Raw genomic sequence first — 24118 nt, 5'->3', positions numbered from 1 at the left:
AATTTTCTCCCTCTGTTGCGCGTGTTTTGCGTTAGAATAAGCACGAATTTTTGCAACAGAGCGAGCCCCAAGTGGTAGAAAGTGCCCAATTTTCCAATCACCTGTATCACCCCAAGTACTGGCTTCTTTGGCTGGGCGTGGGATTGATGCGCGCCTTGTCGCTGCTGCCCCTGCACTGGCAGATGTCCCTCGGCAAGGGACTTGGCCGGCTGGTCAGGGTATTGGCTGGCAGTCGCAGTAATACCGCCAGACGCAATCTGGAACTCTGCTTTCCTGACATGAGTGATGCCGAGCGCGATACCCTGTTCAAACGCAACTTCGAAGAAACCGGCAAAGCCGTGTTCGATACCATTTGTGCCTGGTGGTGGAGCGATGAGCGTGTACAGCAACATATGCACATCAAGGGCACAGAGTATGTTGAGCAAACCATCGCAGGTGGTCAGGGGGTCATCCTGTTTGCGGTGCATTGTTTGCCGCTGGAAATGGGCGCGCGTATTTTCGGTCAGTTTCAACCGGGCGTCGGCGTTTATCGCCCCCATAACAATGCGGTGATGGAATACCTGCAAGTGAATGGACGCCTGCGCTCCAACAAGGGACTGGTCCCCAAGCGCGACTTGCGTCAGATGGTGCGTTGCCTGAGAAATGCGGATGTGATTTGGTACACGGCCGATCAGGATTTTGGCCGCTCTTCTGCGGTCTTTATCCCCCTCTTTGCCGTGCCGGATGCTGCCACCATCACAGGTGCCACTACCCTGGCCAAGCTGGGCAAAGCCAGGGTGCTGCCGTTTTTTGTTGAGCGGGATGCTGACGACAAGGGCTACAGCATTGAGATTATGCCGCCTCTGGAGGACTTTCCCGGTGAAGATGAAACCGCCGATGCCATCCGGGGCAATCAGGTAGTGGAATCGCTTATTTCCCGCAATCTGCCGCAGTACATGTGGCTACACCGCCGCTTCAAAACGCGCCCGGATCCGGACGCGCCTTCGCTCTACAAGTAACCGCGAGGCGTATTCGCGCCTCGTACCAGCACCTCAGCCTGCCTTGAGCTTCAAACCAAGGCAGGTTGGACAATCCCCTTCCATGTTGCGAACCACCCAATCACAGCCCTGCCACTCAAAGCTGTCGCCCTCCACGGGATTACGGCCAAGCTGTTGGTGCATCAGGTCTTCCAGGGTCAGCCCAACCTCGTCTTCACGCAGGTTAAAACCGTAGAGCGGCGCCAAATCGGCAAGGCGTACCGACGTGGCCAGCATAAAGTCACCAAAAAAGCCTGCCATGGCGGGGTTTTCCGGCGCTTCACTGAAGAGCTGGCTGAGAGCGGGTAAGTCTTTGGCCTGCCCGAGCACACACAGCACGTCATCTGCAGCAAGCTCAGTGCTGCCGGAGGGGTGCAGCAGATTGTGTCCCCGGAACAGCGCGGCAATGCGGGTCCCTTCCGGCATCGACAAGCGCCTCAACGGCTCGCCCACACACCACTTATTGGGCTTGAGACGATAGACAAAAATTTCCCATTCACTGCCCGGAAAGATGTCGACGCCCGCGCGGCTGATGGGCTCAGGCTTGGGCGGCAAGCTGACTCTGGCGAGCTTCATCGCCAAGGGCAAGGTGGATCCCTGTAACAGCAAAGACACCAGCACCACACAAAAGGCCAGATTGAAGTAGAGCTCGGCATTGGGCAGGCCGGCCATCATGGGGAAGACCGCCAGAATAATGGGCACAGCGCCCCTGAGTCCCACCCAACTGATAAACCAGCGCTCACGAGCCACGAAACGCTTAAAGGGTGCCAGGCTTATCCACACCGCCAGTGGCCGGGCAATAACTATCATCCCCAGCGCCAGCACCAACCCGGGTACCAAGACATCAAGCAGCGACGAAGGCGTCAGCAGCAGTCCCAGCACCAGGAACATGCCAATCTGTGCCAGCCAGGTCAGGCCATCCATCACTGCGAGCGTACTGTGCTTACCACGCATGCCGCGATTGCCGAGGAACAGGCCATAGAGATAGATAGACAGGATGCCGCTGCCACCGAGCAAACTGGACAGGGCAAACAGCAGCAGGCCACCCGCCAGCACCAGAATGGGATACAACCCATCTGCCAGCACGCTGCGATTGATTAGGTGCCACATCAGGTAGCCACCGCCAAAGCCAGCAGCCAGACCCACACCGGCCTGAAGCAGCAGATCGCGCATCAGTCCGGGGGCATCAAACTCGCCACCGGCGGCAATCATGGCTATGAGGCTGACAGTGAGAAACACGGCCATGGGATCGTTACTGCCTGACTCAATCTCGAGGGTCGAGCCCACGCGCTCGTTAAGCGCCCTGCCCTTGAGCAGCGAAAACACCGCGGCCGCATCGGTACTGCCAACAATGGCGCCAATCAATAATCCCGCCAAAAGATTAAGATCAAACAGCCAGGCAGCCAGCAGCCCGGTGAGCAAGGTGGTCACCGCCACGCCCATCGTTGCCAGCGACAGCGAAGGCCAGAGCGCCAGCCGAAAACTGCTCATCTTGGTTCTGAGGCCGCCGTCAAGCAGGATAACGGCAAGGGCGAGGTTACTCACCAGATACGCCGTCGAATAATCGTTGAATTGTATGCCGCCGGGGCCATCTTCACCGGCGAGGATCCCCACTCCCAGGAATACCAACAATATGGGTACACCCAGACGTGAAGACAGGGGGCTTAACACCACACTGAGCCCCACCAGCAAGGCGCCGACTAAAAACAACAAATTCATGTTTTCTGCAATCATTGCGCCTCCCTATCAAAAAATCACAAAAATTATACAGATAAAACATGACAAAATGGCATTTTAAAGCAAATTTAATGTCGAAAACCCAAAAGTAAAACTACTGTTTTATATTGGTTTTTACAACTTAACATTCGTTTAGCCCACCCACTCTTCCGGGTAGACAGCTTCAATCAGGATCCTGGCAATATTCATCAACACTAAATAATGTCATTTAAACAATTGCAATGTCTTTATGACACCTTCACGCACTGTCATATAAACAATTCAATAAAACAAAATTATTATAAATAATTGTAATTACTAAACATTTAAAGGTGGCACGCATTCTGCCTTATAGTGATAACATTAGAACAAGCGCTAGAGAGGCCACAATGAGTTCACTTCGCAAAACGGCAATTGCACTGCTAATAGTGCTGATTGCCTCCTTTACCGTACTGCTGAGCCTTGGCAGTGAAATCTATCGGGAGATGCCTCCCATTCCGGACGCCTTCACCAGTGAAAGCGGTCAAACGCTTTTCAGCAAAAACGACATCCTTCGCGGCCAACTGGTTTGGCGCTCCATGGGTGGGCATCAGCTGGGCTCCATCTGGGGCCATGGTTCCTATGTGGCGCCAGACTGGTCAGCCGACTGGTTACACCGTGAGGCCGAAGCCTGGCTGAATATCAGCGCCCACAACCAGTATGGCAAAGCCTTTGCCGACCTGGACAAGTCGCAGCAGGCCGCACTTGAACAGTCACTGCGTGACGATATGCGCCGCAACACCCTGTTCAATAACGGCGATAAACTGGAAGTTCCACTGAGCGCAACGCGCATTGAGGCCATTGGCCAGGTGGTTGAGCACTATGTGGCGCTCTTCGGTGACGATGCCTCCATGCAAACACTGCGTGAGCAGTATGCCATGAAAGAGGGCACCATTCCTGACCTGGCAAACCGTCAGCAGCTCAACGCCTTCGTGTTCTGGAGTGCCTGGGCGGCCATTACCGAGCGTCCGGGTGAAACTTACACCTACACCGCCAACTGGCCCTACGATCCCCAGCTTGGCAATACCCCCACCTCAGATAATATCGTCTGGTCGATTTTGAGTATCGTCACCCTGATAGCCGGGATTGGCGGTCTGGTGTGGTATCACGCCGCCGGTAAAGCCCATCCGCTGCCAGAACCAGCAAAAGAAGACCCCCTGTTCCGCTTCAAGCCTACGCCATCACAAAAGGCCGTGGGTAAGTATTTCATCACCGCTATTGGCCTGTTCCTGCTGCAGATAGTGCTGGGGGGCATCACAGCCCACTACGCGGTGGAAGGTCAGCAGTTTTATGGTCTGCCACTGGCCGAGATCCTGCCCTACTCAGTCACCCGAACCTGGCACACCCAGCTGGCCGTGTTCTGGATTGCCACCGCCTGGCTCGGCACGGGGCTTTATATAGCGCCCGCGCTGTCTGGCTATGAACCCAAATATCAACGCCTTGGCGTGAATGTGCTCTGGGCCGCCCTGGTTGTGGTGGTACTGGGTTCCATGGCCGGTGAATGGCTGGGGGTTCAGCAGTATTTCAGCCTCGACAACAACTTCCTCTTTGGCCATCAGGGCTATGAATATGTGGATCTGGGGCGGGTGTGGCAAATTCTGCTGCTTGCGGGACTCATGATCTGGCTGGCGCTGGTCACAGCCGCCATTCGCCCGGCCCTGAAGCAGCAGGGTGAAATGCGTCCGGTCATTTGGGTGCTCTACGCCTCCTGTGTCGCCATTGGCCTGTTCTACGGTGCCGGCCTCTTTATGGGCAAACACACCAACCTGGCGATGGCCGAATACTGGCGCTGGTGGGTGGTGCACCTGTGGGTAGAAGGCTTCTTTGAAACCTTCGCGACCTCAGTTATCGCACTGCTGCTGGTTCGCCTTGGCCTTATCCGCGCCCGCAACGCCAACGGTGCCGTGCTTTTTGCCACCGTTATCTTCCTCACCGGTGGCCTTATCGGCACCCTGCACCACCTGTACTTTACCGGTACCACCAACTCCATCATTGCCTGGGGCTCTATCTTCTCGGCACTGGAAGTGGTTCCACTGGCACTGATTGGCTTTGAAGCCGTTGAAAGTTACCGTCTGCGCCACGCCGCGCCCTGGATGCAGCGCTACCACTGGGCCATCATGTTCTTCGTCGCCACCGCCTTCTGGAACCTGGTGGGCGCCGGGGTTCTTGGCTTCCTGATTAACCCCCCAATCTCGCTCTACTTTGTTCAGGGTCTGAACACCACAGCTACCCATGGTCACGCGGCCTTCATGGGCGTGTACGGCATGCTGGGCATAGGTTTGATGCTCTCCTGTCTGCGCGGTCTGACCCTGGAAATGCCCTGGAATGAGAAGCTGCTCAAGGGCGCGTTCTGGAGTCTCAACCTGGGCCTGGCGGCCATGGTATTCATGTCGCTGCTGCCCATGGGCATCACCCAGTTCTTTGCCGTGATTGAAAACGGCTACTGGTTTGCCCGCTCACCGGCGGTTATCCACTCGTCCACGGTTGAAACCCTGGTTTGGATGCGGGTATTCGGCGACATTATCTTCAGCGTCGGCGGTCTGCTGCTGGCCATGTTCCTGGTGGATGTGGTTCGCAAGGCACTGTCACGCCGCACTGTGGCCGCTATCCAAACATCAACTATCTAACCTGAACGGGGGCGCTGTGCGCCCCCATGTCAAAATGACAATCTCACCCAACCAGAGTATGCTGACCCCGACGCCATTAATTTCGGGGCAGCTTACTCCAATGCCACTCAGCCAAACCCTGCTCACCCGCATCGCACTGGATATCACCTCCGGCCTGTCGCACCGCGACCGCTTTGCCAGGCTGGTGGACACAGTCAAAGCCAATCTGGGCTGTGACGCCGCCGCACTGCTTGAGTTCCGTGACCGCCACTTTGTGCCCCTTGCCACCGCAGGGCTGGCCGAGGACGTGGCCGGACGCCACTTTGCCATCGACAGCCACCCACGCCTTGAAGCCATCGCCAGAGCGGGCGATCTGGTACGTTTTCCCGCCGACAGCGCCCTGCCGGACCCCTATGATGGCCTTATTCCCAATCAGGAAGACAGGCTCCACGTGCATGCCTGCATTGGTCTGCCACTGTTTGACGACGAAAAGCTGATTGGCGCACTGACCCTGGATGCCTTCGACCCACAGCGATTCGACAATCTGGGCACCATGGAACTGAGAGCGCTTGGCGCCTTAAGTGCAGCATCCCTGAAAAATGCCCTGTTGCTGGACAAGCTTGAGCGGGTGTCGCTGCTCGGCCAGGGCAGCCGCGAAGCAAACAACGATTCTCCCCCCATGGTCGGCAATGCGCCTGTGATGGAGAGCCTGCGCCAGGAGATCCTTGCGGTCGCAGGCACTGACCTGAATGTGCTCATCCTTGGGGAAACCGGCACAGGCAAAGAACTGGTCGCCCGCGCTGTACACCAGGCCAGCCCACGGGCAGGAAAAGCGCTGGTGTACCTCAACTGCGCCGCCCTGCCGGAGTCTGTGGCCGAGAGCGAACTCTTTGGCCACGTAAAAGGGGCCTTTACCGGCGCTATCAGCCACCGCAGCGGCAAATTTGAGACTGCCGACAAGGGCACCCTGTTTTTGGATGAAATCGGCGAACTGCCGCTGGGACTGCAGGCGAAGCTGCTTCGGGTATTGCAATACGGCGATGTGCAGCGTATCGGCGATGACCGCAGCCTCAAGGTGGATGTGCGCATCATTGCCGCCACCAACAAGGATCTGAAACAGGAAGTGCTGGCCGGCCGCTTCCGGGCCGACCTGTACCACCGCCTGAGCGTTTTTCCGCTCCACGTGCCGACACTTAGGGAGCGGCCGGAGGATCTTGGTCCCCTGTGCGGTCATTTTCTTGAGCAGAGCCGCAAGTCCCTCGGACTGTCTGTGCTCAGGATAAGGCCCGATGCCCTGAGCCGCCTGAAAAACCACGACTGGCCGGGCAACGTGCGCGAGCTTGAACATGTGATAAAGAGAGCCGCCACCCTGGCCAGAGCCGCCAGCGACGACGGCGCCGTGATGATAGAACCCCAGATGCTCGCCATCGGCGGCCAGAGTGCATCTGTACCTGTGCAAAGCCCGGCGGCGGTTGCGCAGGTGGAAGGCAAAAACCTGAAGGAGGCCACAGATGCTTTTCAGGCGGCCTACATAAGCCAGGTTCTCAGCGCCAATCGCGGCAACTGGGCCTCCACCGCCAGAGCCCTGGGACTGGATCCCGGTAACCTGCACCGGCTCGCCAAACGCCTCGGGTTGAAATAATTATTGTCAAATAGCAGTTGAAATTCTGCGCGAATTCGATGAGGATGCCTGCTCTGCCATGGAGCCAGACATCAAGGTATCCCACAGGCTCAGGAAAGTGCCGCACCAGTGAGAGTCAATAGAGTCAGATGAAACCTGTTTTTAGCCTCGCCATATTATTTTTCAGCCTCATCAGCTTTTGCCAATCGGCACTGGCGGTGATCTATCCCCTGCCGCCCAAAGACAGCCGTTTGGTGGGGGAAAACCAGTATTATGTTGTGCCGGACGATAAGCGTACACTCGAAGACATAGCCACACAGTTTCAATTGGGTCTGTCAAACCTGATGGAAGCCAATCCGGGGGTCGACCCCTTTCTGCCCAAGCCCGGCAGTACCCTTATCATTCCTCACCAGCTGATCCTGCCCGATGCGCCGCGGGAAGGCATAGTGATCAACATCGCCGAGATGCGCCTCTATTATTACCCCAAGGGTAAAAAAATCGTTGAAGTACTGCCCATAGGTATCGGCCAGGTAGGACGTGACACGCCTGAAAACTGGGTCACCACGGTGCAGCGTAAACGCGCCAATCCAACCTGGACCCCGACCCCCCGTATCCGTAAGGAATATGCCGCCAAGGGTGTAACCCTGCCACCCGTGTGGCCGGCCGGCCCCGACAACCCCATGGGTCTCTTTGCCCTCTATATCGGTAACCTCTACGCCATTCACGGCACCAACGCCACCTTTGGTATTGGTTTGCGGGTCAGCCAGGGCTGTGTGCGCCTGCGTGACAACGACATCGAGCACCTGTTTAACAGTGTGCCTGTGGGCACCCGGGTGCAGTTTGTAAATCAGCCCATCAAGGCCACCGAAGAGCCCGATGGCGCACGCTACCTCGAAGTCCATCAGCCGCTGTCACGCACACAGGCCGAGTTTGACTCTGCCGAGCCGGTACCGCTGACGCTGCCCACGGCCATCAGCCGCTTTGTGGCCCATGCCGAAACCGACTCCTTCGTACTGAAGCGTTTGCTGGAAAGCCGCACGGGCATGCCAACACGCATCAATCCCTGAGTTGGGATACCCTGATAAATAAAAACAGCCACATTGCGTGGCTGTTTTTATTTCTGCTCTGAAACTTCCCAGTGCCTGATTGCCCGTTGAGATGCTGCATCACAGCAGTGAGCAGGCACGTTCACTCTCATTCCCTTGGCGAACTTACCCTCGGCGTTTAGCTCAATTCCGGGGCCAGCATGTTCACAAAGGTGCTCATGGCGGCGGCATTGGCCAGTATGCGTTTATCCAGCGGCTGCTTGCCGGGGGTTTCGCTGCAGCAACCCACGCGGGCACCGCTGCGTACCAAAAAGGATTCGAACGAGGTATCGAAGTGGTTGAAAATCACGCCACTGCGTACCGGGCAGTCATCAACATCGCCATCGGCAGCAATGGGGAAGTACTGCCCCAGCGCATCCCTCAGGGCATGGCTGAAACGGCCGGGAGCCTGACTGGGCTCAAAGGTATACACATAGGTGTCTGTCATCAGCACATCTTCATGGCAGGTGAGGATGCCATCGCGACTTGCCACCTGCAGCAGGTGAGCATGCTCCAGCAGTATGCGCCCTTCTGCCGCGGTATCGTCGCCGGACTTGGCTTTGCCATTTTCAATAAAAAAGCCGCGATTGGGGTTTTCACCCAACTCATTGAACCTGTGCCCTTTGGCAAACCCGGTAGGGTTAACCAGCGGCAACACGCTCAGGTTCACCCGCTTGAACAGCTCGCCATCCAGCTGCGATAAAAAGTGCAGCAGCCCCCAGGGACCGGCGGACTCTTCACCGTGAAACCCGGCGCTGATGAGCAAATTGGGCAAACCGGCTTTCTGCCCGGGTGATTGCAACAAATACAGTGGGTGGTGCCCGGCCTGTCCCAGGGTTTTGCTGCCAAGTCCAAGGCGCTCTGTCTCAATGGCAAGCAGACTGTAAAAACGTTGGATGTCGGTGCTTTGACATTCAAATATCTCACTGCGCCAGACAAAGGTTTGGAAGGGTGAACGACTCATAACAGGCATCCTTGGCTTAAAAACAAGAGGGTGGAAAGCTCTTGCCATCATATCAGCAATGATGAAAAACTGAATGCCATTCCAAAGGCTTGGGGAAGATATTCATGGGATTGCTGGCAGTACTTGGCCTGTCGATGATGACACTCGCGCCCCTGTCCGAATGCCAGTTCGATGACAACCCCCTGAGGCATCTGGACGAGGCCGTTGAGACAAGGCAGCTTGATAACGGTATCCGCCTGTTTTGGCTCCCCAAGGCCAACAAACAAAGCATCACACTGGCGAGCCGGTTTGCCGTCGGCTCTCGCCACGAGGCGCCGGGACAAACCGGCTGGGCCCATTTGTTTGAGCATCTGCTGTTCAAAGGCAGCCGCCTTGCCCCGGGCGACGGCTACAGCCAGCTGATGAACGCCATGGGGGCCAGCTTTAATGCCAGCACCCTGTTCGATGACACCCGCTACTACAGCCGCATCCCCGCAGAAGGACTGGACTTTACTTTGGCGCTGGAACGGGACCGCTTTGAGCATCCGCAGTTTGCCGCTGAGGCCATTGCCAATCAGCAAAAAACCGTGCTGGCCGAAATGGCACAAACCATAGATAACCAACCCTACTTTCGTGCGGCGATGACCTTTTTGCTGAGTCAGGCGACTGATACCCCCTACCGTCACGCCATTATCGGCAGTCGCGCCGACATTCTCGGGGCCGATGCGGGCAGCCTTAAGGCCTTCCATCAGCGTTTTTACCGGCCAACGCGTTTAAGCATGGCGCTCACCGGCGCCCTGCCGGCAGATATTGAAACCCGGCTCAACGCGCATTTTGGTGGCTGGCAAGCCCCCGCACCGGCACAGTCACGGGAAACAGCGCAGCCCGATGAAGCTGACGTTACCCGGCAAGAAGTTAAGCCCCGCGCCCCGGTGCACGGGGAAGTCACAGACGAAAGAGCGCCATGGCCCGGACTGCTGATGGCCTGGCATACTGTGGGGCGCAATCACCCGGATGCCGCCGCCATCAAGCTTTTGGAACTGGCACTGTTTCAGCGTATCGCCAGCGGCCTGGAGCGCGCCGGCATCAGTGGCAAGCAGAGCCTGCTGCACTATTCCCTGCCGCTGGAGATGGAGCTGCACGGCATGACCAATCTTGTACTGGTGCCCCGGGCCAATGTGAGCCTGGATACCCTGGCAGCGGGCATCGACACTATGGTAAACCAGGCCGCCAGTGAGCCCATGAAAGGTACCGAACTTTGCCAACTCAAGCAGCTCTGGCTCGCCGACTACCAAGAGCAGCTCAGCAGCGATGAAACCCTGGCACAATGGCTCGCCGCAAGCCCTGCCACTGACCATGCACAGCCTCTGCTAAACCCCTGGCTAAGGGTACGGGATGTCAGCGAACATGACCTGATGCGGGTGGCGCAGCGCTATTTTGCAGGCCACAGCGTCAGGCTCGACCTGAAACCGGCATGGCACACCCGGCTTGGCAAAGGTCTGCTGGAATGGCTCCCCGAAAGCTGGGCCGAAGGCCTTGAGGAGCTTGCATTATGAGCCTCGCAAGACGCCTGCTGCTGGCCTTGCCTGTCGCAGGCATACTGGCTGGCTGCCAGCATAAGGCGCTTGAATATGAGCCCATTGCGGCGCCGGTCCTTGCCGACTTCAGCACGCCTGCGCTGCTCACCGTGCCCCTTGCCAGTGATGCTTCCGATAATAGTGTCACCAGCGACAATGCCTCTGCGACTGGCATTGAGCCACACCAGGGGATTCCCTTTCCTGTGCTGCAGCCTGCCGTCAATCCACCACGCCCGGCGCAGGGTATTTCCCTGGCAGATGAAAATGGCAGACTGAGTTTTCACCCTGACGAACGGCTTGAGGCCACACACCTTGTCATCACTGCGGCAGGCCTTCTCAGTTCAGGCCCCATGATAGCGAGGCAAATGCAGGCGCAGCTGCGCCTGGATGCCCTGGCGGGGGAGCGCTGCGCCGAGACCCTGAGCGTCAGCGCAAGGCCGCACAGCCTGGTGTTTTCCAGTCGCTGCGATGGGCCAGAGGCACTGCTGATGCGGGTAAGAAGCCTGTTCGAGGGCTTTGGCACCCTGAATAAGGACAACAGCGACAGGGTGATGCGGGAAAGTCGGCTCGCAAAACACATAGAGGCGTTCAGCGGCCGGGATATCGACAGGCTCTGGGCTCAGGTTGTACTGGGCAAAGCACACCCTTATTTATCACTTTATAATGACGCTGAAGCAGGGCAACAGGCCATTTCAGCTGAAGTGGGCAGATTGGCAAGCCAGGGGCGCTGGCACCTAATCGCGGCCAGGGCGCCCGAGTCTTTGATGAGCACAGCCGAGCCTTCTTTCACTGCGGTTAACTCTGGGGCCATTGAGGCATTGCCTGAGCGGCATCAAAACAGCGGGAAAATACTGTATCTGCTGGATGCTCCCGGACAAGTGCAATCACAGGTCAGGGTTGGCTACTCACTCCCCCCCGTTGGCAGCAGCACCCCCTGCAAAGCCACGGCAGCACTGCTTGGTCGCACTCAGGCAGGGCGCCTTTTTTACGATCTGCGCAGTCAACGAGGCCTGACCTACGGCGTGTATGGCAGCTGCATCGATAATCCCCTGAGCCGCACCCTGAAATTCTACGGTTCAAGCGCCACCGAAAGTACCGGCGCCTTTGTGCGCGGCATACTGGATCATCTGAGTTTACTTGGCAGCGCAGCGCCAAACGCGGCCGAATTGCAGGCACTCGACAGTTACCTTATCGGTCAGCACAAGGTCAAAGCGGACACCGAGGGGGCTGCCCTGGGAGAATGGCTCACTATGCTCGAACACGCCCGTATAAGTGGCGGTGACACTGGCCTGCCGGAGTACCTGCCTTCCCCCTTGGTACGGGCGGCAGACATGGGCGACTTCCCGGCTCAGTATTTACGCAGCTCGCCCTGGGTCGTTATCAAGGGAGACGCCAGATTACTCTTACCTGACCTGCAGCAAAAACTCCCCGACTGGGTGATACAACGTCTGGATAAACTACCCTGACATTCCATCCATTTACGCCGCCGCGTTTAAAACACAGAGTCATCGACGGCAAAAAATGCACCAAAACACCCGTGACAAACAGATTAAAAGCCGCTATTGGCAAGGGTTTCAAGTCCAAAAGGGTATTTAGTCCTCCAGACAGCTGAACACTAAAATTTTTTGAAAGGGAGTTTTAGTACCAGCCACCACAGAGGAAAGTACCATGGGTCATTTTTCACGGGTCCTCGTCGCTACCGACGATGGGCTACATGCCAAGCCTGCATTGCGAAAGGCGGTTCACTTAGCGAATCAAAGCCATGCAGATCTCACCATGTTAAGGGTTCAGCTCCCAAAGCAGGCAGGGCTTAGTCAGTGGTTACAGCAGTTACTGACGGCCCCAAACATCAGCCATCAACGCCAAAGACACCCCAGCTACCCAGACAAAGACATTCGTCTGGTGCTCAAACATTGTCATGCCCCAACACTCGCCAATGCCGTGCTCGATGAGCTCAGCCAGCGTGATTACGATCTGCTGATCCTTGAGCATCATGAGTATTCGGCCCTTCGCTGCGAGTTTGGCCATACCGAAGATTGGCAGCTGTTGCAGCAGGTGCCTATTCCGGTGCTTTTTGTCAGTAACGAGCCCTGGGAAAACGACGGTAAACTGCTGACAGCGCTGGAAGTAGATGATGAAGGCGAAAGCCATCGTCAATTTAACCGGCAACTGTTGGACGTCTCAGATGAGCTGGCACGCTTGCTGAGAATGGAACTGCATTTGCTGACCTGCTATCAGGCTCACGATATGAGTGTGTCTTTTGATAACAGAGACTTGAATCACCACACCTGGGTGGCAGAACAGTGGCGGCGCCTGCGCCAAACTGCCGAACCCCTGGCACTGGAAGACAAACGCCTGCATCTGGCAGCGGGATTACCCGATGATATGGTCCCGGAAGCCGCGCGCCAGTGGCACAGCAACCTGGTTGTGATGGGTGCCAGCGAGCACACCAGCATGCTGAGCGCCTTGAAAGGCCGGGCATCGGAGCAGCTGCTCAATCAGCTGAAATGCGATGTGCTGGCACTTAAGCCCCAAAACTTACAACTCCATTAACCATGTCTGATTAACGCGACATAGCAAATCACGTCGCCATCATCTCACCAACATGCACAACGCTTAAAGGCGCCCGACGAGGCGCCCGCTGCAGGTCAAAGGCTTGCCTTGGCCAAGGGGCAAACGGCAATAAAAAACGCGGCCAAGCCGCGTCTTTTATTGAATTACATACGATTGACCGGCGTTGCAGGCAGGTCTGACGCCCCCTGAGTACTGAGCGCACTGGCGCCATTGTCGGGGATCAGGGATTGGCTTGGCGCGCCCGGCTCCACAGCCTCTGTCTGAGCGTCGTCCACACCGGCATCTGCACCGGATTCTGAGCCTTCACCACCAAAGCCATTCTCAAGCAGCATGGCATTGCCAGCATCCATGGCCTCTGTGTCTTCAGCAAAGTAGTCACCAATCTGACCATTGATATGCTCAGACGGATCGGCTGATACACCGTCGTCAGGCGCTGACGCCATCAGTGCCTGACTCTGGTGCACAGGCAAGGGCTGATCGGTCTTAATCTCTGCGCTCGCTGCACTGCCAGCCTGATAACCATCTTTAATCCCCTGAATAAAGCCGGTTTGGGTAACAAGATACCCAAGCCCAAGCGCCGCAGCGATACCGAGCACCAGCGTTAAATGCCCCTTACGGCCTTCTGACGGCAGGCTCGCCTGTGTGCCCGCCGGCAACACTACAGGCTCGGGGCCACGCTTTCGACTGCCGATAAACTGGCCGCCATCGAAGATTTCCATCTGATTACTGGCGACTTCTCCTTCCACGACGCCACCATCGATGATGGTTAATTTTTGGCAGCTGAGTTTCCCCCTGAAGGTGCCGCAGACATTCAGCTCATGACAGGTCAGCTCCCCCTCGATAAGGCCACCCTGCTCTATCTTGATTTGGCCTTTGGAGCTCACCCGACCGTGTAACTGGCCTGACACCAGGGCTGCGCTTTCCAGCATCATCTCGCCTTCAAGCCGGGTACCGGCGCCAATAAATGTGATCCCTTGTTCCTTGCTCATGGGTTCTGTCTCCAGCCTCGACGGGGCGTTATCCTGCCAGGTAAAAATGTGGCGCAAATGTTAAACAGAATTTGTTGTCAGGGCAAAGAATAAAACGCCACTTTGGGAGGTGGAAACCAACTAATCTTCCACAAGTGGCTTGCCACTGAAATCGGCCAGATGTTTACCCGCCTCCATCATCTGGCTGTTAAAGCCCACCAACAATCGCTCCCGTTGCCCCTGTTTACCCAGGACCAGCAGCTGGTACTTGTTCCGGTCGCCGCCACGGCGGGTGACCACAAAGGCCTGGATATCCTCAAGTTTGATTTGCACCTGCAGCAGGGTATAGAGGCTGCTTATCCGGCGCCTGAGAAGCCCCCGTCCCTTGTCGATGGTCACCCTGTGGTTGGCAAACAGGCAATGCCAGCTGAAACTGGCCGTGAGCGCCCAGAGCAACATGTGCCTGCCATTGCCGTTAAAGCCAATGCCCGAAAATATCAGCGTGGGGATAAGCGGAATTATCCCCAGAATCACCAGCGCAACCCGGTTCCCCAGCACCAGGCTGCCACGGCCGTCGCTCTCCTTGATCCATTTCATCGGTTCAGTCGCCCCCGCATCAGTAGCCCAGCCATAACAGCAGCGTCCCCAGTGCGATAAACACCGGCAGTGGCAGTAAGGCACGCCAAAATGAGCCGCGCACCCTAGCGAAGGCCGCCTGCACTGCAGGTTTTGAATCTGCTTTGCCATCGGCCCCCAAGGCCGAGCCTGGGTGTCTGTCCGGCGCCACTTCGCCATCAAAGGCACCCGCAGCTTGTATCGGCCGAACCTTTGGATACTCGCTTATCCGCTCACAGGCCATGGCACCGGTTTGCGCAGCAAGAAGCTGTGCCAACGCCAGGGTTTCGGCCTCCTCACCTATGCTGTAACGGGACAGACGAATCCCAGCCTCCAGCGACAGCCAGCAACCCTTATCGAGCTGCACCAGGGGCTCGGCCACCAGCGAGACAGAGCCTGCAGGCCAGCGCTCAACGTCTCGCTCGCCGCGCCCCCAAAAGCTGCGTCTTCTTATCAGATTGCCGGGCACAAACACCAGATGCTCCCGGTATCCAAGCAGTACCAGGGCAAGGGGCAGTAACAGCGCGGCAAACACCCCATAAATCACAGCCTCATTGCCTTTAAGCACCAAAGACATAAACAGCGACGCCCCCATGGGCACCAGTGCAATGGCGCCGTATATCACCCGCTGGCTTTGGCGCTCGCTGCGAAAATACCAATGCCCCTGGGCATCTTTGTGAAGGTGCATGCGCGCGCCCCGCCCCAATTGGCGAGGGTCCAGCCCATGGGCTGGTGTGTGTGGTTCAATCACATCGGATGGAGCTTGTTTCATCATTTATCAGCCTGCCGGGCAATCTGTGATGGCAAGGGGCGTACCTGTGCGTTCGGCCAGGGCAAATTTCTCTGCCTGCAAAGTGGGAGAGAGCCCCCTGGATATCACCACCACGGCCCCGGCATCCACCTGGGATTGAAGCCCGGTGCAGTCGATGCGCTCCAGCTGCAAGGTGGCGTTTTTGAGTGCACCGATAGCCGACCAATCTGCCACCGACACCTGGCTCAGCTGGAGCATTTTCACCGCCGACAGGCCTGCAAAACTCTGCAGTTGCACCTCACTCAGCAACAATGAATGGAGCTGCAGTGGCAGGCCGGTGCTGATGTGGGTGATGCTGCCATTTTCCAGCGACAGCGTGCCAAGCTGACTGAAAAAGTGGAGGTCATCAAGGCTCACGCTCGCCCCCTTGAGCGGGCAGGAAAGCAGTTCAAGCTCGTTTGTAAGACTGACTCCAAAACGCTTTGCGGCGGCCTTGATACACTCGCCTATCACGGGGTCGGTAAACTGCAAAGTCGAGATGGGCCGACTCGCCGGTGGCTGTGCCTCATCTTGCTGTGAGTAATCATGCTGTGAGTCTCCATGCTGTGAGTCTCCATGCTGTGAGTCTCCATGCTGTGAGTCGTGCCGGATTGAGTCCATTTCGGCTGAAGCAGCCTCGCCCGACTGGCTTTCGTGCATGCCACTCAGATCTTCATTCAGCGTCGTATCCGTATCCAGATCAGCATCGGCATCTTCACCGGCCAGTGCCGCCATCAGGGCCATGGCAAGGGCATTGCCATTGTCACCGGATAATCCCTGAGACATTGCCGGCACATCATCTGCCAGCACACAGGTGCGGAAGGTTTCCCCCAGCTCCATGACAGATAACACCCGGCCGTGGCTGATGCTCATGTCCATCACGGCCTGATAAGCCGCGCCCTGGTCGGCAATGGCGCCATAGCCCTTTAGGCGCTCGATGTAAGCATCAGTCTCTTCAAGGGCCTCATCCACCCGCGCCAGAGGTGCCGGGTCTTTGCAATGGCTCTTGGCCGGCATATCGCCGATAAGTTTTGCCAGGGCTGCACGGTACTGGCCAGCGAGGAGACGCTGGCCTTTTGCATCGGCTAAAAATCGCGCGGGCCAGCCTTCGCCGAGCAGCGCCCGGGCATCCCCATTGTGCCGTTCCAGACCATTTCGGAATGCCTCATCGTCCCAGCCATGGCTTTTGGTACGTCCCTTACGCAGGAGCGGCTTGGTTTGGGCTTCAAATTCGGCGATAAGGCTGTCTCTGTCCGCTGCCAGTGCCGGATGAACAGCGAGTGCAGACAGGGCGATAAGTCCCATCAGGGCGTAAGAAACGGCCGGGAGCGAAGACGCCTGCCGGGGATAATGTGTCTGGGAAATATGGGCGTGAAAAAAAGCGCGCTTGAGCATAATCTCGTCCCTGTTATTTGCTGATGTGCGTCCATGAGCTTACAGGATACGTTGCAAATTGAAGGATTTAAAGCGTTGTTGCCGAGAAGACCTTCTCATCCCAAGGCTCAGGAGTAGCGTTAGCAATCTCTCTGGCATGATTTCAAAAACATCGTCAAAATCCCTGTCATCACGTCAAGATACGCCGCTATAAAACGGCTTCCCAGAAAAGACAGAGCGCCATACTCAAGCGCACTCTTATTAACACGAGTCACTCTTATCATTGCATCGCCAGAGCGATCTCATCGCTTTGAACGCTTTCTCGCTCCGCCCAGCCGCAACCGATGGTATCCTTACGGAGTCAACTGTCGGCCACGCCAGCACAACCGCTCAACTGTGGTTATCTATACAAATCAGAAATACCGCTGTTCAACCAACTTGCCATCCACCAGCAATTCACACTTGTGTGCGGTGCTGTTTTTGAAGGGTTTGATGACACCGGCAATGGTACTGAAGATGAGCTCAACACCTTCATCGGCGACTTTTTTGTCCTGTGCTGCCCGTGGCGGTTCGGTGGAAGAGCAGGTAGCAAGCCCCACTAATGCGTAGACCCAAAAGATACTTCACTTTCATTTTCAGCAACTTCCTGTTTGGGACAAAGCCCATTTCATCTCCAAATAATCAGCCATTTACGAGTCAAAAGAATTATTTGAGCAGGTTGTACATGTACCATTTGCCCTCTTTCAGACCGAACTGACAATGGCTGGTACGGACGGTAGGCTTACCGCTGCGACTGTCTGTGGAGTCAAAGCTGTAGGTGACCCACACCACCTCCTCAAGCCCCCGTTCGACGGCTTCGCCCTGTACTGTCTCGTTTTCAGATTGCCGGGAGTTTTCAAACCAACGCACCCCATCAATGCTGAAGTTGTTGATGCCGGTATAGGGCTTCACAAAGGCCCAGTGGTGGATCTTTTCGATGTGCGCCATGTACATGCTGTCGGGCATATCCAGGGGCAAAAAGAGTTCTTTCATCAGCGCCAGATCTTTGTTGGTGACTATGTCGACTGCCTTTTTGCAGTTTTCCCGCAGCGCGGGAAATTCGAAGGTGCTGGCCAGAGAGGTAGGGATTGCAAAAAACCATGAGATAAACAGGAGGCAAGATATCCCCCCAGAGAAACGTAATTTCATTTAGCAAACTTCCATGTTCCAGTTCAAGTAGGCAGAATACTCGACAAAAAAGTATTATTAATGACAAGGCCAGGTTCAACCACCTAGGCTATTATAAAAAACGCCCCCTCTCAACAATCGAAAAAATAACACCAAAGGAATCATTGGCAATCACTCGATTAGCAACACCAAATCCACACGCACGTCAATGATGGCAAAACAATTAATACTGAAGAATGATAACCGAACACTTCAGCCAAATTCTGAATTGACACTTAATATAAATAAAACAATTGAATATCATCAGAAATCAATATGAATTTAAATATTGAAAGACAACCCTCAAAAAGACCAAACCTGAATTATCCATATGCAGTTATTGCATCAACAAGTTTAACCTATCTAAAATACACACTTGATAAGCACTATCTATTGGCATTATTTTTTTGATATTGCCTTAGCGGACTTCAAACTTAAGCACAACGATTTCGATAAATATTAAAGACCCACAGAAAAGGAATTTTATGGGACGCTATACTTTACCTTTCGCGATATGCTTATCTGCGACTGCCGTTATGGTCAAAGCCAATACGCTGTTCGGTCCATTCCCTGATGCAAAGTATCCCGAAGAAAAATGCATCCATTTCACGCCTTTCAGCATCATCACGGCCGCCAATGACAAAGACGTCACGCTTCAGATCGTTTCAGGGCGACTGACCCGCAACACATTTGAGCTTCCGGACAGCTATACGCTGGCTCTGGTGATGAATAACTATCTGGCTCAATTTAAAAAATTGAATGCCGAAGTGTTCGGTGACAAGCAATGAAAACGAGACAGGACAGGCACTCAACCGCAGAGTGGAATTGGTGCTGCGTTCGGACAAGGACTAACCGGCTTTTTTGCTCAGCATCAAAGACTTAAACGGACAAGGATTTACAGCAGTATGAAAAGACGTATTTTCACCTGTGCCATGGCAATGTATCTTCCGGCCTCATTGCTGCCAACGCAAACAATTGCGGCCGATTTCCCCACGCTTTTTTCTGTCTTTCCCGAAGCCAAAAAAGAGAAACAAGAGCAGCGGCACTATATTCCCTACCCCTTAATCACGGGAATGGACGCTAACGCCTATGCCATGACTGACGTGGGTGGTGTACTCAGTCGGGTCAATTACAAACTGCCTGTGAGCTATACCCCTGAACACATCATCAATAACCACAAGGCACAATTGCTGCAGCAAGGGGCAAGCATATTATTTGAATGCCACGGCAGCGACTGTGGTAACGAAGAAAAGCTCTACAATCAGGTTTCGCCCTTATCCAGCGTGAGTAAGCGTGAGCCATCGATGCTGACCGCCAAACTCTCAAGGGCCAGCGGTGATATCTACATCAGCCTGTACAGCGCCAATTGGCACAGGGGCACCAATCTGCAACTGGATTTGCTTGAAGCCACCCCCGAACCTCTGGATCTGGTCAAGATCAATGCAGCCCTGCTCACCGCGCAACCCACCGACATCAAGGTGACGGACAACAGCTCCAAAGATGCCCGAGGCAGCGCCGACCATCCGCTGATGCAGCGCCTGCCCGGCGCATTCATTGCCAAGTACAGCCAGCAGGGGTATGCAAAATCTCCTGTGTTGACTGGCATATCAGGTAAAAAAGCAGTCACTGCCATCGAAGAGGGTAAACTCACACAAATCGCCTACAGCCTGCCGCGAAGCTACTCCGAATATGAAGTGAACGCCAACTATGTAACAGCCCTGAAAAAGCTGGGATTTCAGGAGGTTTTCAGCTGCGAGGCCAAGGGTTGTATCAGCAAGGATGCCATCTATTATGCCCTCACGCCCACAGTGTCCAACGGCAACGATGAAAGCCAGTTCTATAGCCTGTACCGACTAAGCCGCCCCGAGGGCGACATCACAGTATCGAGCTACACCCTGGGCTACTCGGGCGCACTGTGGAACGAGCTTAAGATAATAGAGGCAACCGGCCTGAACGATAACCGGGTTGGCATCGATCTCACCACCCTCACAGACGCCATCACGCAAACAGGCAAAGCCACACTGGACGGCCTGCTGTTCGACTACGACAGCGACCGCATGTTGCCTGAGTCGAAACCGGTACTGGAGGTACTGGCAAGCTACCTGAAGCAAAACCCGGCACTTCATTTTTACGTGGTTGGCCATACGGATGATCAGGGCGACAAAGCCTACAACCTCAGCCTGTCTGAGCGCCGCGCCGCAGCCGTGGTCAGGGCGTTGGGAGCGGATTATCACATCAAACCGGCGCAGCTTGAAGCCCACGGTATGGGAGAATTCAGCCCTGTTGCCAGCAACGCAAACGAGGCCGGTCAGAGCCAAAACCGCCGGGTAGAGTTGGTGCTAAGGTCAGATAAAAAGTAGCAGCTAAGGGAAACCACATTCAGCAGGTGATTGCCCCGCGCGCCATCACCAGCGAAGATGGCGCGCCTGGAAATATAAGGAAATATGCCATGAAATTGCACATTACCCCGCTCGGGATGCTGGTTGGCCTGAGCCTCGTCCAGCCCGCGCTGGCAGACAACGTCTACAAGTGGGTGGATAAAGACGGCAAGGTTCATTTCGGTGACCCCCCCCGTCGGATGAAGCCCAGGAGCTTAGGGTTACCGACAAGTCAGCTCCCCTAAGCCCGTCCAGCCACTATGACGACGAGGATGAAGATGCCGATATCGATGAAGACGGCCCGGACGCCAGGCTGACAGCAGATTCCGGGGCAAAGAAGTCCCCAGCCACTTTCAGCGCCAAGCAGCTGCTGGGGCGCTGGCAGGACGACATGCTTAACGACGCCTTTGATACCTACGCCCCCGATGGCAGCTATACCCGCGACGCGAATCTTTTCGGCTCCAAATTAACCCTCAACGGCAGCTGGAAGCTGGTCGGCAATCAGCTTCAGGTACAGATAAAGACCAAGTCGATGTCGCTGCCCAACGGCCAGTCCAAAACCGAGGCCGATGTACGGCTGAATAGAAGCCAGCTTATCAGCATCTCCGGCAATGAAATGACGCTGCTGCGCAATACCAAGGGCGGCGAACTCGAGTTTACCTATAAAAGAGTGGGCGGCTGAGCCACATGATTCTCTCGCCAGGAAAACAAAAATGCCCTGTATCACAGGGCATTTTTAGTTGTTCTCAACGGATGAGCCTAGAGGTTTCAGGCAGCCTTGGCTTCTGTCACGGCAACTACTGGCGCCTTGAGCTTGCGCTCACCAACGGGCAACACAGTGCGGCCATATTCATTGTTAATCACCTGCGCCATGGCAAAGTAAATGGCGGATGCACCGCAGATAATGCCCTCCCAGGCAGCGATGGTACCAATGAGCTCACTGCCGGTGAAATCCCGTGCCGCCAGCAGGAAAAACAGCAGCGTCAGGGAGCCGAAAATAAACTGCTTGATGCGGGCGTAGCGCAGCGAACCAATAAACATAAAGCCGGTGAACACGCCCCACAGCGCCAGATACCAGCCCATAAAGGATGCCGGACTTGCTGCCACACCGGCGTTTGGCATCAAAATCAGCCCCACCAGGGTCAGCCAGAACAGGCCATATGAGGTAAAGGCCGTGGTGCCAAAAGTATCGCCGCGCATAAAACACATGATACCGACTATCACCTGCCCCAAACCGCCGTAAAAAATCCCCATGGCCAGGATCATGGCATCGATGGGAAAGAAACCGGCGTTATGGATGTTGAGCAAAATGGTGGTCATGCCAAAACCCATCAGCCCGAGTGGGGCGGGGTTGGCCAGAGGGGTGGACATAGTAAACTCCTGAAAGGTAAAACCGTCGGCGCCCAAGTGCCAACGACCGGGATATACTGCGCCCTTCGTGACCGGATAAGCACCCGGGTCATCAGTGAGGGCGGCGCATTCTAGTGGAGCCACCTCGAAAACTCAATGGCATAAATCTCAGGCTGTGAGCCACAGCAAGATACACAAATTCAACAAGTTAGACACATTCTTGTTAATGGTTTTAAAATCATTGACCTGGCATCAATCGCACACATTTCCAAACAGCCTGCATCAGGGTTAAAAATAGAGACCCCAGCTGACAAGCCTGACAGTATGAAGCTGGATTCTCTGTTGGTGAAAAGGCATGGACGAGAGGCCAATAAGAACCACCCAAATAGGCGGTTTGTTCATAAAAAACGCCCGGAACGGGCGTTTGGCTGATTACTTTCGCGGGCCCACCGGCACCATGATGTGGGCGTAAGGCGTGCCTTTCCACATCACATAGGGCCCGCCCTCATAGGGGTCGGTGGGCAGGCTATCCAACAGGGCGGCATCGGGCGTAATAATCATCAGGTGAGGGCCCTCGACTATCCACTGATTATCGTCTGTCTTGCCTTCGGCGAAGGGGTCGGTATTACTGGCGCCACCATCGCCTGCCAACATATAAGAAATACCTATCGACTTGACCTGAAACGGCTTTTTATTGGACCAGGCATCAGCCCACATCATCCAGGGCCCGTCCATGCACATGGGCGCCTTACCTTGCAGACTGGGAGGTGTGGGGAAACAGGTATAGTTACTGCTGCCCTGTTGCAGCACATTGTGTTGCCAGTCCATGACTGTCACCTTGTCCCTTAATGTGGGAGGGGCGGCACTGAGCGCATCATCCAGCAAAGCCTGGGTATCTGAGGCATAAAGCGGTGCCACTGCACCGGCCACCGCCAGTCCCAGGGCACAGGGCATGGCCCTCAGCAAGGGGTTCTTTTTGGTCATAACACTATCCTCTGATGAGTGAAACGTCCTTGGATATGAGCCCCTGGCAACCCCTGCCTCAGAATACCTACTTCCGGTAACTGTTTTCCGGTGTTGTTACATGAAATAACGGCGACATGAAGGTCGAAGGCAAATCGGTTAGTCGGCTTGTGTTTTACAGACAAGGCGGCCCGGCTGCATACCCGGATACTTCATCATTAAGTATAGTTGCCGTGACTGGGTAAAACCAAAGATGGACGCGGTTAACGGGGCGCAGTAAAAACGCGGTGCAGCGCCTCTATGTTGTCGGCCACATAACGGGCATCGATACAATCCCCCAGGTGCTCCGCCATAAAGCGAATAAGCTGCAGTGCGCTTTGGGGGAGACGTTTATCTCGCCGTGCCACCAGATACCAGTTACTGCGAAGGGGAAAGTCTGCCACCTCAAGCACCGCCGGTTTTTCCGGCCCCATATCCCCCTCACTGAGGGTATGGGCGGAAATCACCGATAACCCCAGCCCGGAAGCCACGCTGAGGCGAATAGCTTCGTTACTCTCGATTTGCATGGTGTCACTGAGCTCGATACCACGGGCACTGAGCCAGCTCTCAAACATCATCCGGGTGGCCGAGCCGGGTTCACGCATAATAAAACGCTCGCCCTTGAGCGCATCAAAAGCCAGCCCTTTTTGCCCCACCGCCCAATGATCGGCCGGTGCAATCAGCTTGAGCGGATTGGCGATAATCCGCGAAGCCAGCGCAGACTCACCTGCGGGAGGGTGGCTGAAAAGATAGAGGTCGTCTTCCTGATGGGCAAAGCGATTGAGCACATGGGCGCGGTTACCTATGCTGAGGGTCACCTGTACCCTGGGAAAACGGCGATAGAAGGGCCCCAGTATACGGGGCATCACGTACTTGGCCGTGGTTACCAGACCGATGCGAATATGACCGCTCTCCCCTTCCCTTATACCGCCGAGAAAGTCGTCCAAATCGTCAAGGCGCGAGAGTATGTCGCAGGCCGCCCGGTACACCTCCTCCCCCACATCGGTTGGTCTCATGGCGCCATCACGGCTCTCCAGCAGTGTCTCCCCCACCAGCTCAGCAATCTTTTTCAATTGCAGAGAAACCGTGGGCTGGGTGAGGTGCAGTTGCCGGGCGGCGGCCGATACATTGCCAAGGCGCACCACGGTAATAAATACCTGCAGCAGCCTTATGCTAAGTTGTTTAAGTCTGGGGTTATCCATCAATCGACTTTCCGACAACAAGCCAGAGCATAGATAATTATCTATATCTGTTGCTG

Annotated in this window: 22 protein-coding genes; 11 read left to right on the top strand and 11 right to left on the bottom strand. The window is 55.6% G+C overall.

All coding sequences use genetic code 11. The features are described 5' to 3' along the window. Positions 1-71 precede the first annotated feature (71 nt). Entirely contained in the window at positions 72-998 is a 927-nt protein-coding gene (locus JQC75_RS03345; protein ID WP_203326084.1) for an LpxL/LpxP family Kdo(2)-lipid IV(A) lauroyl/palmitoleoyl acyltransferase, read from the top strand. Positions 999-1031: 33 nt separating this feature from the next. On the opposite strand, the gene JQC75_RS03340 is transcribed toward JQC75_RS03345, so the two are convergent. Then, positions 1032-2750, bottom strand: a complete 1719-nt coding sequence (locus JQC75_RS03340; RefSeq protein WP_203326083.1) for a potassium/proton antiporter — start codon at positions 2748-2750, stop codon at positions 1032-1034. A 371-nt stretch (positions 2751-3121) separates the two neighbouring features. On the opposite strand from JQC75_RS03340, the gene JQC75_RS03335 reads away from it, so the two are divergent. The 3 genes from JQC75_RS03335 to JQC75_RS03325 all read left to right on the top strand — a co-directional run bounded on the left by JQC75_RS03335 (position 3122) and on the right by JQC75_RS03325 (position 8065). Next, positions 3122-5398 (top strand): nitric-oxide reductase large subunit, encoded by a 2277-nt coding sequence (locus JQC75_RS03335; RefSeq protein WP_203326082.1) that lies wholly within the window; start codon positions 3122-3124, stop codon positions 5396-5398. Positions 5399-5498: 100 nt separating this feature from the next. Continuing rightward, positions 5499-7019 (top strand): nitric oxide reductase transcriptional regulator NorR, encoded by a 1521-nt coding sequence (norR, locus tag JQC75_RS03330; RefSeq protein ID WP_203326081.1) that lies wholly within the window; start codon positions 5499-5501, stop codon positions 7017-7019. 128 nt (positions 7020-7147) lie between these two features. Next, entirely contained in the window at positions 7148-8065 is a 918-nt protein-coding gene (locus JQC75_RS03325; protein WP_203326080.1) for a L,D-transpeptidase family protein, read from the top strand. Between the two features lie 157 nt (positions 8066-8222). On the opposite strand, the gene JQC75_RS03320 is transcribed toward JQC75_RS03325, so the two are convergent. After that, entirely contained in the window at positions 8223-9047 is an 825-nt protein-coding gene (locus JQC75_RS03320; protein ID WP_203326079.1) for an N-acetyl-ornithine deacetylase, read from the bottom strand. Between the two features lie 104 nt (positions 9048-9151). Between JQC75_RS03320 and JQC75_RS03315 the strand changes: the two genes are divergently transcribed. The 3 genes from JQC75_RS03315 (at position 9152) to JQC75_RS03305 (ending at position 13156) form a co-directional block, all read left to right on the top strand. Further along, complete coding sequence (locus JQC75_RS03315; protein ID WP_203326078.1) at positions 9152-10582, top strand: M16 family metallopeptidase; 1431 nt, start codon at positions 9152-9154, stop codon at positions 10580-10582. Continuing rightward, the gene (locus tag JQC75_RS03310; protein WP_203326077.1) at positions 10579-12069 is read left to right on the top strand and encodes an insulinase family protein; all 1491 of its coding nucleotides are present in this window, start codon (positions 10579-10581) and stop codon (positions 12067-12069) included. Before JQC75_RS03315 ends, JQC75_RS03310 begins: the two co-directional genes overlap by 4 nt. A 202-nt stretch (positions 12070-12271) precedes the next feature. Continuing rightward, positions 12272-13156, top strand: coding sequence for a universal stress protein (locus JQC75_RS03305; protein WP_203326076.1), 885 nt, complete (start codon positions 12272-12274; stop codon positions 13154-13156). Between the two features lie 164 nt (positions 13157-13320). Here JQC75_RS03305 and JQC75_RS03300 read toward each other — a convergent pair whose 3' ends face one another. From JQC75_RS03300 to JQC75_RS03275, 6 genes are all read right to left on the bottom strand, one after another. Beyond that, on the bottom strand, positions 13321-14166 hold the full coding sequence (locus tag JQC75_RS03300) for a bactofilin family protein (RefSeq protein ID WP_203326075.1): 846 nt from the start codon (positions 14164-14166) through the stop codon (positions 13321-13323). A 120-nt stretch (positions 14167-14286) separates the two neighbouring features. Then, a complete protein-coding gene (locus JQC75_RS03295) occupies positions 14287-14742 on the bottom strand; it encodes a hypothetical protein (protein ID WP_203326074.1) in 456 nt (151 codons plus the stop codon). Between the two features lie 19 nt (positions 14743-14761). Next, positions 14762-15535, bottom strand: a complete 774-nt coding sequence (locus JQC75_RS03290) for a hypothetical protein (RefSeq protein WP_203326073.1) — start codon at positions 15533-15535, stop codon at positions 14762-14764. Between the two features lie 3 nt (positions 15536-15538). Next, positions 15539-16945, bottom strand: a complete 1407-nt coding sequence (locus JQC75_RS03285; protein WP_203326072.1) for a hypothetical protein — start codon at positions 16943-16945, stop codon at positions 15539-15541. A 392-nt stretch (positions 16946-17337) separates the two neighbouring features. After that, the gene (locus JQC75_RS03280) at positions 17338-17523 is read right to left on the bottom strand and encodes a hypothetical protein (RefSeq protein WP_203326071.1); all 186 of its coding nucleotides are present in this window, start codon (positions 17521-17523) and stop codon (positions 17338-17340) included. A 106-nt stretch (positions 17524-17629) separates the two neighbouring features. Further along, positions 17630-18112, bottom strand: coding sequence for a hypothetical protein (locus tag JQC75_RS03275; protein WP_203326070.1), 483 nt, complete (start codon positions 18110-18112; stop codon positions 17630-17632). 503 nt (positions 18113-18615) lie between these two features. Between JQC75_RS03275 and JQC75_RS03270 the strand changes: the two genes are divergently transcribed. From JQC75_RS03270 to JQC75_RS03255, 4 genes are all read left to right on the top strand, one after another. Next, positions 18616-18918: a hypothetical protein gene (locus tag JQC75_RS03270; protein WP_203326069.1), complete on the top strand. Its 303-nt coding sequence runs from the start codon at positions 18616-18618 to the stop codon at positions 18916-18918. A 117-nt stretch (positions 18919-19035) separates the two neighbouring features. Then, the gene (locus JQC75_RS03265; RefSeq protein WP_203326068.1) at positions 19036-20490 is read left to right on the top strand and encodes an OmpA family protein; all 1455 of its coding nucleotides are present in this window, start codon (positions 19036-19038) and stop codon (positions 20488-20490) included. An 89-nt stretch (positions 20491-20579) separates the two neighbouring features. Further along, a complete protein-coding gene (locus JQC75_RS03260) occupies positions 20580-20753 on the top strand; it encodes a DUF4124 domain-containing protein (protein WP_203326067.1) in 174 nt (57 codons plus the stop codon). A gap of 146 nt (positions 20754-20899) precedes the next feature. Further along, a complete protein-coding gene (locus JQC75_RS03255; protein ID WP_203326066.1) occupies positions 20900-21190 on the top strand; it encodes a hypothetical protein in 291 nt (96 codons plus the stop codon). 86 nt (positions 21191-21276) lie between these two features. Here the strand turns inward: JQC75_RS03255 and JQC75_RS03250 are convergent, their stop codons facing one another. The 3 genes from JQC75_RS03250 to JQC75_RS03240 form a co-directional block, all read right to left on the bottom strand. After that, positions 21277-21879: an acetate uptake transporter gene (locus JQC75_RS03250; protein WP_203326065.1), complete on the bottom strand. Its 603-nt coding sequence runs from the start codon at positions 21877-21879 to the stop codon at positions 21277-21279. A gap of 411 nt (positions 21880-22290) precedes the next feature. Then, positions 22291-22842, bottom strand: coding sequence for a hypothetical protein (locus JQC75_RS03245; RefSeq protein ID WP_203326064.1), 552 nt, complete (start codon positions 22840-22842; stop codon positions 22291-22293). A gap of 242 nt (positions 22843-23084) precedes the next feature. Continuing rightward, entirely contained in the window at positions 23085-24062 is a 978-nt protein-coding gene (locus JQC75_RS03240; protein ID WP_203326063.1) for a LysR family transcriptional regulator, read from the bottom strand. Positions 24063-24118 lie beyond the last annotated feature (56 nt).

Source organism: Shewanella litorisediminis (assembly GCF_016834455.1).
In the GTDB taxonomy this organism is placed as follows: Bacteria; Pseudomonadota; Gammaproteobacteria; order Enterobacterales; family Shewanellaceae; genus Shewanella; species Shewanella litorisediminis.
This window is presented reverse-complemented; position numbering and strand designations above follow the sequence as displayed.